The sequence below is a fragment of the Pseudomonas segetis genome (assembly GCF_900188155.1).
GTDB lineage: Bacteria > Pseudomonadota > Gammaproteobacteria > Pseudomonadales > Pseudomonadaceae > Aquipseudomonas > Aquipseudomonas segetis.
Genome location: NZ_FZOG01000012.1, coordinates 1 through 9,943, shown reverse-complemented (window position 1 = coordinate 9,943; position 9,943 = coordinate 1). Strand labels below are relative to the sequence as shown.

Below are 9,943 nucleotides of genomic sequence, written 5' to 3'. Positions count from 1 at the left end.
TCGGCGCGGAAATTGCCGGCAGCATCGAAGTCGGTCACCGGGAAGGACAGCAGACCGGAAGAGAGGATGGACTTCAGTTCTTGTGGATTCATTATTCGAACACCCTGGGGATAATTGTAGAGTCGGTACGAGTACCAAACCGAGGAAATACGTTATCGTACAACTATATAAATTGCCAACTGGATTTTTTATCCAGGCCGACGGAATGCTCGTGCTCGACGGACGCCGGGTTTTAATCCTGGCAAGGGATCGACGTTGGGCAACCCCTGCTCCAGATGGGTTAAAGCGCGAATTCTCGCCAATAACGCAGTGATCCTCCGGGCAGCTTTCTTTCCAAATCGTTAAAACATCGACTTTAGTCACGTTGACAAGCCGGAGAAGCCCTGTTGAAATCAGTCCATAAATAGTTATACGACAACGTATAACCACACAAACAATAACAATTTAAATGTCAGAGGCCACCTCATGACCACCCAATCCCCAGCCCAATCGCGCTTCTCACGCCTGCTGCTAACCGGCGCCGCTGGCGGCCTAGGCAAAGTACTACGTGAAAGCCTGCGGCCTTATGCAGACGTCATTCGTCTATCCGATATTGCGCCAATGGCACCCGCGACCGGCCCACATGAAGAGGTCGTTCCCTGCGACCTGTCTGACAAGGCAGCTGTGCATGCCCTGGTTGATGGCGTAGATGCCATCCTGCATTTTGGCGGGGTATCCGTAGAGCGTCCGTTCGAAGAGATCCTTGGCGCCAACATCAGCGGTACCTTCCACATCTATGAAGCGGCCCGCCTGCATGGCGTCAAGCGCGTGGTCTTCGCCAGCTCCAACCATGTAATCGGCTTCTACAAGCAAGACCAGACCCTCGATGCGCTCTCCCCTCGTCGTCCGGATGGTTACTACGGCCTGTCGAAATCCTACGGCGAAGACATGGCCAGCTTCTACTTCGATCGCTACGGCATCGAGACGGTCAGCATCCGCATCGGCTCCTCGTTCCCCGAGCCGCAGAACCGCCGCATGATGTCGACCTGGTTGAGCTTCGATGACCTGACCCAGCTGATCGAAAAATCACTGTTCAGCGCCGATGTCGGCCACACCGTTGTCTACGGCGTATCGGACAATGCACAGGTGTGGTGGGACAACCGCTATGCCGCGCACCTGGGTTTCAACGCCAAGGACAGCTCAGAGGTGTTCCGCGACAAGGTCGAAGCGCAGCCACCAGTGGCGGCAGACGATCCCGCAGCGATTTACCAGGGTGGCGCTTTTGTTGCCGCAGGTCCTTTCGAGTAAGCCCAGCGGCTTAATCATCGGTCCCGTAAAACAACAAGAGACGCAGCCATGCAAGCCGAATTGATACTTGATGCCCGTAATAGCGTTGGCGAAAGCCCGGTCTGGAACGTGCAGGAACAATCATTGTATTGGGTCGATATTCCCGCCAGGCGCCTGCACAACTGGCAAGCCGCCAACGGGCAAACCCAAAGCTGGCAAGCCGAAGAGATGCTCGCCTGCATTGCCTGCCGCACCGAAGGCCAAGGCTGGATCGGCGCGATGCAAAGCGGCATTTTCGACCTGCAACCACAGCATGACGGCAGCTTGCGCACGCAACTGCTGGCTGGCGTCGAACATGCACAACCTGGCATGCGCTTCAATGACGGTCGCTGTGATCGCCAGGGTCGCTTCTGGGCCGGCAGCATGCTGCTGGATATGGCCGCAGGCGTTTCGGCAGGTGCGCTCTACCGCTTCACCGATGGCCAGCTGACCAAACAGCTGGATAACTTCATCGTCCCCAACGGCCTGGGCTTCAGCCCGGACGGACGCACCCTTTACCTGTCCGACTCGCACCCCAGCGTGCAGATGATCTGGGCATTCGATTACGACACCGATGCAGGCACCGCGCATAACCGCCGCGTATTCGTCGATATGAATGCATTCCCTGGCCGCCCGGATGGCGCGGCGGTCGATGAAGACGGCTGCTACTGGATTTGCGGCAACGACGCCGGGCTCATTCATCGCTTCACCCCGGACGGACGCCTCGATCGCTCCCTGGCGGTACCGGTCAAGAAGCCTGCCATGTGCGCCTTTGGTGGCGCCGACCTGAGCACCCTATTTGTGACATCCATTCGACCCGAGGGTGATCTGTCCGATCAACCACTGGCCGGTGGCGTGTTCGCTCTTCACTCGGGGACCAAAGGGCTACCTGAGCCCCTGTTCCGCGGCTGATCCACCCGCTGTTCAACACTGTTCGCAACACTGCACTCAAAAACAACAAGACTGGAGATTCAAATGAATTTCAAACGCAAGTTGCTCATCGCTGCTCTCCCTTTGGCCTTTTGCCTGTCTAGCGCGGCTAACGCCCTGGAAATCAAATTCGCCGAGATCCACCCGGCAGGCTACCCGACAGTAGTTGCTGAAGAAGCGATGGGTAAGAAAATCGAAGAAGCCAGCAACGGCGACATCACCTTCAAAATGTTCCCGGGCGGCGTGCTCGGTTCAGAAAAGGAAGTGGTTGAGCAGACCCAAATCGGCGCCATCCAGATGACCCGCGTCAGCCTCGGCATCGTCGGTCCGGTTGTGCCGGATGTAAACGTGTTCAACATGCCATTCGTGTTCCGCGACAGGGAACACATGCGCAAGATCATCGACGGTGAGATCGGCCAGGAAATCCTCGACAAGATCACCAACTCCGAATTCAACCTGGTCGCCCTGGCCTGGATGGACGGCGGTACCCGCAACCTCTACACCAAGAAGCCAGTACGCAACATCGAAGACCTCAAGGGCATGAAGATTCGCGTCATGGGCAACCCGCTGTTCGTTGACATGATGACCGCCATGGGCGCCAACGGCATTGCCATGGACACTGGCGAGATCTTCAGCGCCCTGCAAACCGGTGTTATCGATGGTGCCGAGAACAACCCGCCAACCATGCTTGAGCACAACCACTATCAGAACGCCAAGTACTACACCCTCACTGGCCACCTGATCCTGCCTGAGCCAATTGTAATGTCCAAGGACACCTGGAACTCGCTGAGTGCCGAGCAACAAGCACTGGTGAAGAAAGTGGCCAAGGAAGCCCAATTGGAAGAACGCAAGTTGTGGGATGCCAAGTCGGCAGCCAGCGAAGAGAAGCTCAAAGCGGCGGGTGTTGAATTCATCACCGTCGACAAGAAGCCCTTCTACGACGCCACCGCTCCGATCCGTGAAAAATACGGCGCGCAATACGCTGACCTGATGAAGCGCATCGCCGACGTCAAGTAACAACCTACTCCCTATAAAGTCCTTGGCGGCAGGTGCAAGCCTGCCCCAAGGCAGCGTGGTGAAGTTAATGAAGAACACCCTGTTACGCGTCAACGACGTGATTTACACCAGCTGCATCTGGGTTGCCGGCCTGTCGGTGGCAACCATGGCCGTGATCATTCCCTGGGGCATTTTCACCCGTTATGTATTGGGCAGCGGCTCCAGTTGGCCAGAGCCAGTGGCAATCTTGTTAATGGTGCTTTTTACCTTTGTTGGCGCCGCCGCAAGCTACCGCGCCGGGGCTCACATGGCGGTATCCATGGCCACCGACCGCATGCCGCAACACCTGCAACGCTACATAGAAATACTGGTTCAGTTGCTGATGGCGACCATTGCCCTGTTTATGCTGATCTGGGGCATCAAGCTGTGCGCTGCGACCTGGCACCAATTCAATCCATCATTGCCTGACCTGCGCGTTGGCTTGTGCTATTCGCCTATTCCTCTGGGCGGTGCCTTGACCCTGGTATTTATTCTTGAACGCCTGTTCTTCGGCGACCAGAGCCGCCGTCGCGCGGTCGATTACGAACAACTAGAAGAAACCAACGAGGCCGTTTCGTAATGGACGCTTTTATTCTCTTGGGCAGCTTTTTGCTGCTGATCACTCTGCGCATGCCCGTGGCCTACGCCCTGGGCTTGTCTGCACTGGCCGGCGCCTTCTGGATCGGCATTCCGTTCCATGCGGTGATGATTCAAGTCGCAGGCGGGGTCAATAAATTCTCGTTGCTGGCAATCCCCTTTTTCGTGCTCGCCGGTGCAATCATGGCCGAGGGTGGCATGTCGCGTCGCCTCGTCGCATTCGCCAGCGTGCTGGTGGGCTTTGTCCGTGGCGGCCTGTCACTGGTCAATATCGTGGCATCGGCATTCTTCGGCGCGATTTCAGGCTCATCGGTTGCCGATACCGCATCGGTCGGCTCGGTACTGATCCCGGAGATGGCCCGCAAGGGTTACCCACGTGAGTTCTCCACCGCAGTGACCGTCAGTGGCTCAGTGCAGGCGCTGCTGACACCACCTAGCCACAACTCGGTGCTGTACTCCCTGGCCGCTGGCGGCACTGTGTCGATCTCGGCGCTATTTATCGCCGGTATTGGCCCTGGCATTTTGCTGACCTGCGTGATGATGGGCATGTGCCTGATCTTCGCCAGACGCCGCAATTACCCTAAAGGCGAAGTGATCCCACTGAAGCAAGCGCTGAAAATATGCGTCGATGCGCTGTGGGGCCTGATGACCATGTTCATCATTATCGGCGGCATTCTCAGTGGTGTTTTTACCGCGACCGAATCAGCCGCCATTGCTGTGGTCTGGGCCTTCTTCGTGACCATGTTCATCTACCGTGACTACAAGTGGCACGAGTTGCCCAAGTTGATGCATCGCACGGTGCGCACCCTGTCGATCGTGATGATCTTGATCGCCTTCGCCGCCAGCTTCGGCTACATCATGACCCTGATGCAGATCCCGGCGAAAATCACCACGGCCTTCCTGACGCTGTCGGATAACCGCTATGTGATTCTGATGTGCATCAACGCCATGCTGCTGGTATTGGGCACGCTGATGGACATGGCGCCGCTGATCCTGATCCTGACGCCAATCCTGATGCCGGTCATCACTGGCCTGGGCATTGATCCGGTGCACTTCGGCATGATCATGTTGGTCAACCTGGGCATCGGCCTGATCACCCCACCGGTTGGTGCCGTGCTCTTTGTGGGCGCGGCCGTGGGCAAGGTCACCATCGAGAACACCGTCAAGGCGCTGCTGCCGTTCTACTGCGCATTGCTCATGGTGTTGATGGCCGTTACCTACATTCCAGCCATTTCACTTTGGTTGCCAAGCGTTCTGCTATAGAGCGCTATAGTTTGGGCGCGCCGCCTCAATGGCGGCGCTCTCATTTATTCGCCAAGGAATACACCTGCTAATGTCTGCCACAGCCCCACTGCCCCGCCATATCGCCGTACTGATCCTGGCTGCGCTCGCATGCTCGTTCGCGGGCAACCACATTGCCGCACGGATTGCATTCGATCACGACACCGGCCTGCTGCTTGCCATGCTCTGCCGCGCAGGGGTGACACTTCTGGTGTTGGCGGCTTTGGTGTTCTATCGCGGTGAAGCACTGCGCTTGAGCCGCCAGACCTGGGGCTGGCAACTGGTACTTGGACTGCTGATTGCAGTGCAAAGCTTTTGCATCTACTCGGCAGTAATGCGTATCCCGGTTGCACTGGCGCTGCTGGTGGTCAACCTGGCGCCAATCTTTCTCGCCCTACTCAGCTGGGCGCTCGGCGGGCCAGCGCCAACCCGCCGGGCCACGGTGCTGATGGCCACAATCCTGTTTGGCCTGGTCCTGGCGCTGGATGTACCCGCCCAACTCGCCAACCAGCGCGCTGTGGATGCGAGCTGGATTGAAGGCGTGCTGTTCAGCGCAACCGGCGCCGCCGTATTTGCCTGCGCGCTGTGGATAACGGCCCATCGCCTCGCGCCTGTGCCTGGTACGGTACGCAGCATGCTCACGTTACTAGTGGTGTTTGTCTCAACCGCACTAATCGGCGCCAGCGGCCTGTTGCCGGGCGGGATGGATCTACCTACGGCGCCAACGGGTTGGATCGCCCTTGCCTGCCTGGTCCTACTTTATGGAATGGCGTTTTCAGCGCTGTTCGTATTTGTCAGCCGACTGGACATTACCCGCAACGCTCCGGTCATGAACATCGAGCCAGTGGCGGGCCTGCTGTTTGGCTGGCTGATTCTGGACCAACTCCTCAATGGCTTGCAGATCGTCGGCGGCCTGATCGTGGTCTGCGGCGTCGTGCTGCTCGCCTCCAGCAAGCAACCCTGAAGCTCAATACCTAAAGCGCCGATCAACACCTGAGTACTGAACGAGTTATTCACTATGCCTGCCTCGTTGTTGCACCTGGAAGACCGCTTGACCCGCCTCAGCCTGATGCCTGCAGTTGGCGGTAGCATTGCCAACTGGAGCAGCAAGCTAACGGGCCAGCCATTGCTACGCCACAGCGATCGACAGGCATTGAGCAGCGGTTCACCGCGACGCCTGGCTTGCTACCCGCTGGCACCCTGGTCGAACCGTATCGCCGAAGGCGGCTTTGAATGCCCCAACGGTTGGCAAGCGCTTGCGCCAAACACTGACCACGATCCCTACCCAATCCACGGCAGCGCATGGCAACAAGCCTGGCAGGTTGATGAACACAGCAACAGCCACGCACGCCTGAGCCTCAACAGCAGCGCGCCATTTGCCTACCGGGCAGAGCAGCATATTGAACTGAGCGATGGTCAGCTACGCATGTGCCTGCAAGTGACTCACCTGGCTGCAAACGCGGCATGGCATGGCCTGGGCTTTCACCCTTACCTGCCACGCACAGCGCAGACCCAGCTCTGCGCGACCGCGCAACGGGTTTGGCGGGCAACTGGCGAGGCACTGCCAAACCGGCAAGACGCAATACCGCCCAACTGGCAATTCAACTCGGCTAGCCCATTACCCACCGAACTGGTCGACCACGCCTTCACTGGCTGGGACGGCAACTGCCTGATTATCCAAGCTGACGCCGGCTATCAACTGGCCTGCCAAGCCAAGGGCGCCGATTACTTCCTGCTGTTCTGCCCGGTTGACCGTGACTTCTTTTGTTTCGAGCCGGTGAGCCACCCGATAAACGCTCACCACCTGCCGGGCAGGCCGGGGTTGCAGCTATTGCAGCAAGGGCAGTCGATCCGGCTGGAATTCAGCCTGCACTATCAACCTCTAGGCCAAGCTGAACTCAGCGGTTAAATCCGGCGAGCCATTGGCAAAAAATGCGCGCGAGGGCCTCGCGTGTCCAGCAACTGGTATGGATGCCAAATCAATCAGGAAATAATCAAAAGTCATCCTATAACCAAAAAATTGAAATAACCTGGAATTACCGGAAGTGGTTAATTGACAAAATTATCACCAAGAATTCCTTGCGCCCAAAATCTTTTAAAAACTCATTAAAAACAGCCATATAGCAGCAAACTAGAGAAAATCAAATATTCCGTATCAGCCAAAAGTAGGCGTTGACAAGAACAAATCAGATTGCAAATAATCCGAATCGTTGTACGACAACGCACAACAAAATAATAATAAACAGAACAGGTCACACAATGACGACTACAAGCCGTTCAAATCGCTTGCCCCAAGGCCCGCAGCGCGGGACTGCCCTGCGCTCGACGCCAGCGTTGACAGACTAACCAGCCCCTATCTTCCCCTGTATCCCGCACCAGGCCATTTCGTCACGCCCACTAAAAGTGCCGTGCCATTTGCCTGGCAATAGAAACAACTCCAACTGGAGCAAAATAATAATGAGTTCACGCAAGATTCTTTCACTCGCAGTTGCCAGCGCCATTGCCGCATCCGCCCTGCCGCCGGGCAGCCAGGCTGCCGGTTTTGTAGAGGATGCCAAGGTCAACTTTGGCCTGCGCAACTTCTACATCAACCGTAACTTCGTAAACCCGGCCTACAACCAAGGCAAAGCCGAAGAGTGGACCCAGAGCTTTATGCTCGATGCTCGCTCAGGCTTCACCGAAGGCACTGTTGGCTTTGGTGTCGATGTACTCGCCATGACCGCGATCAAGCTCGACGGCGGACGCGGTACAGCCGGCACCGGTTTGCTGCCAGTGCATGACGACGGTCGCCCGGCTGATGACTATGGTCGTATCGCTGCCGCCGGCAAGGTACGAATCTCCAAGACCGAGCTAAAAGTCGGTGAGTGGATGGCGGTCCTGCCAATCCTGCGTTCCGATGACGGTCGCTCGCTGCCGCAAACCTTCCAGGGTGCCCAGCTGACCTCCAAGGAAATCGACGGACTGACGCTTTACGGTGGTCAATTCCGCCAGAACAGCACCCGCGACAACGCCAGCATGGAAGACATGAACTTCAATGGCGCCGAGTCGGATCGCTTCAACTTTGTCGGTGGTGAATACAGCTTCAACCAGGACCGCACCCTGATCGGCCTGTGGAACGCGGAGCTGGAAGACGTTTACAGCCAGCAATTCATCAACCTGGTGCACACCCAGCCCCTGGGCGACTGGACGCTGGGCGCCAACCTTGGCTATTTCATCGGTAGCGAAGACGGCAGCGAACGCGCTGGCGAGCTGGACAACAAAACCGCTTCCGGCCTGTTCTCGGCCAAGACCGGCCCGCACGCCTTTTACATCGGCCTGCAGAAAGTCAGCGGCGACGACAAGTGGATGCGTGTCAACGGCACCAGCGGCGGCACCCTGGCCAACGATAGCTACAACTCGAGCTATGACAATGCCAAAGAACGCTCCTGGCAAGTACGTTATGACTTCAACTTTGCTGGTGTTGGCCTTCCAGGCATGACGCTGATGAACCGCTACATCAGCGGTGACAACATCCATACCGCAAGCACGGACGACGGCAAGGAATGGGGCCGTGAAACCGAACTGGCCTATGTAGTGCAAAGCGGCACATTCAAGAGCCTGTCGATGAAATGGCGCAACAGCTCGATTCGCCGCGACTACAGCAGCAGCGAATTTGACGAGAACCGCCTGATCTTCAACTACCCGCTGTCCATTTTGTAACGTTGAACCTGTGACCCTGACTTCATCGCACTTTGCCCGCCGACTGGCGGGCTTTTTTATGCCACCGGGCATGAAGTGACGCCCACCATTTGTGACCAATGATCTGCGACCGAAAAAGTGGTTGGCACGTCATAAGCCACCATTGTCGCCACCAGCACTCTGGATATTGAGTCAGCTTCAGGTATTTCGCTGTTCGCATCTTGGCGGACAAGCTTTGCGTTGCCTGCCGCACCCTGCGACAGACAGGGAGGATCGCTAAAAGACGCTGAGCCAGAACGGCTCAGCGGTGGTGCCGATGGTTCTGTTCAGCTTACTGCGCGCCTTGCTTGTCCATCAGTGCGGCGAGCTGCTCGTATTCTTCCGGCAGCAGGTCAGTCAGCGGCGCGCGAACCGGACCGGCGTCGTAGCCTGCGATCTTGGCGCCAGCCTTGACAATGCTGACCGCATAACCGGCACGGCGGTTGCGAATCTCCAGGTAAGGCAGGAAGAAGTCATCGATGATCTTGCCAACGGTGGCGTGATCGTCACGGGCAATGGCGTGGTAGAAATCCATCGCGGTTTTCGGAATAAAGTTGAACACCGCCGAGGAATAAACCGGCACGCCCAGGGCTTTATAGGCAGCGGCGTAGACCTCTGCAGTCGGCAAGCCGCCGAGGTAGCTGAAACGATCACCCAGGCGGCGACGGATCGACACCATCAACTCGATATCGCCCAGGCCATCCTTGTAGCCGATCAGGTTCGGGCAGCGCTCGGCCAGTTGTTCAAGCAGCGTGGCGTTAAGGCGGCAAACGTTGCGGTTGTACACCACCACGCCGATTTTCACCGACTTGCACACTTGTTCAACGTGCGCGGCAACGCCTTCCTGGCTGGCTTCAGTCAGGTAGTGCGGCAGCAGCAACAAGCCCTTGGCGCCCAGGCGCTCGGCTTCTTGTGCGTATTGAATGGCCAGGCGCGTTGGGCCGCCTACACCGGCAAGGATCGGCACGCCGCCATCGCAGGTGTCGACTGCAGTCTTGATGACCGATGAATACTCATCAGGCGCCAAGGAGAAAAATTCGCCAGTGCCGCCCGCCGCAAACAGTGCGCTGGCGCCATA

Annotated in this window: 9 protein-coding genes; 8 read left to right on the top strand and 1 reads right to left on the bottom strand. The window is 57.4% G+C overall.

All coding sequences use genetic code 11. The annotated features are described in order from the left end of the window. Window positions 1–465 precede the first annotated feature (465 nt). The 8 genes from CHB79_RS21815 to CHB79_RS21780 all read left to right on the top strand — a co-directional run bounded on the left by CHB79_RS21815 (window position 466) and on the right by CHB79_RS21780 (window position 8,847). A complete protein-coding gene (locus CHB79_RS21815; RefSeq protein ID WP_010490931.1) occupies window positions 466–1,287 on the top strand; it encodes an NAD-dependent epimerase/dehydratase family protein in 822 nt (273 codons plus the stop codon). Window positions 1,288–1,335: 48 nt separating this feature from the next. Then, window positions 1,336–2,217 (top strand): SMP-30/gluconolactonase/LRE family protein, encoded by an 882-nt coding sequence (locus CHB79_RS21810; RefSeq protein ID WP_089361430.1) that lies wholly within the window; start codon window positions 1,336–1,338, stop codon window positions 2,215–2,217. 63 nt (window positions 2,218–2,280) lie between these two features. After that, entirely contained in the window at window positions 2,281–3,252 is a 972-nt protein-coding gene (locus CHB79_RS21805) for a TRAP transporter substrate-binding protein (RefSeq protein ID WP_089361429.1), read from the top strand. A gap of 67 nt (window positions 3,253–3,319) precedes the next feature. Beyond that, a complete protein-coding gene (locus CHB79_RS21800; RefSeq protein ID WP_089361428.1) occupies window positions 3,320–3,850 on the top strand; it encodes a TRAP transporter small permease in 531 nt (176 codons plus the stop codon). Continuing rightward, entirely contained in the window at window positions 3,850–5,130 is a 1,281-nt protein-coding gene (locus tag CHB79_RS21795) for a TRAP transporter large permease (RefSeq protein WP_089361427.1), read from the top strand. Before CHB79_RS21800 ends, CHB79_RS21795 begins: the two co-directional genes overlap by 1 nt. Window positions 5,131–5,200: 70 nt before the next feature. Beyond that, entirely contained in the window at window positions 5,201–6,112 is a 912-nt protein-coding gene (locus tag CHB79_RS21790) for an EamA family transporter (RefSeq protein WP_010490924.1), read from the top strand. A 54-nt stretch (window positions 6,113–6,166) separates the two neighbouring features. Further along, window positions 6,167–7,057 (top strand): aldose 1-epimerase, encoded by an 891-nt coding sequence (locus tag CHB79_RS21785; protein WP_089361426.1) that lies wholly within the window; start codon window positions 6,167–6,169, stop codon window positions 7,055–7,057. Between the two features lie 548 nt (window positions 7,058–7,605). Continuing rightward, complete coding sequence (locus CHB79_RS21780; protein WP_089361425.1) at window positions 7,606–8,847, top strand: OprD family porin; 1,242 nt, start codon at window positions 7,606–7,608, stop codon at window positions 8,845–8,847. Between the two features lie 310 nt (window positions 8,848–9,157). Here the strand turns inward: CHB79_RS21780 and kdgD are convergent. After that, window positions 9,158–9,943, bottom strand: a 786-nt coding sequence (gene kdgD / locus CHB79_RS21775) for a 5-dehydro-4-deoxyglucarate dehydratase (RefSeq protein ID WP_089361424.1), incomplete at its 5' end; no start/stop codon positions are given.

Bases quoted from the DNA above. Each gene is read 5' to 3' on its own strand.
- CHB79_RS21815 (WP_010490931.1), top strand. From the start codon at position 466: ATGACCACCCAATCCCCAGCCCAATCGCGCTTCTCACGCCTGCTGCTA.
- CHB79_RS21810 (WP_089361430.1), top strand. From the start codon at position 1,336: ATGCAAGCCGAATTGATACTTGATGCCCGTAATAGCGTTGGCGAAAGC.
- CHB79_RS21805 (WP_089361429.1), top strand. From the start codon at position 2,281: ATGAATTTCAAACGCAAGTTGCTCATCGCTGCTCTCCCTTTGGCCTTT.
- CHB79_RS21800 (WP_089361428.1), top strand. From the start codon at position 3,320: ATGAAGAACACCCTGTTACGCGTCAACGACGTGATTTACACCAGCTGC.
- CHB79_RS21795 (WP_089361427.1), top strand. From the start codon at position 3,850: ATGGACGCTTTTATTCTCTTGGGCAGCTTTTTGCTGCTGATCACTCTG.
- CHB79_RS21790 (WP_010490924.1), top strand. From the start codon at position 5,201: ATGTCTGCCACAGCCCCACTGCCCCGCCATATCGCCGTACTGATCCTG.
- CHB79_RS21785 (WP_089361426.1), top strand. From the start codon at position 6,167: ATGCCTGCCTCGTTGTTGCACCTGGAAGACCGCTTGACCCGCCTCAGC.
- CHB79_RS21780 (WP_089361425.1), top strand. From the start codon at position 7,606: ATGAGTTCACGCAAGATTCTTTCACTCGCAGTTGCCAGCGCCATTGCC.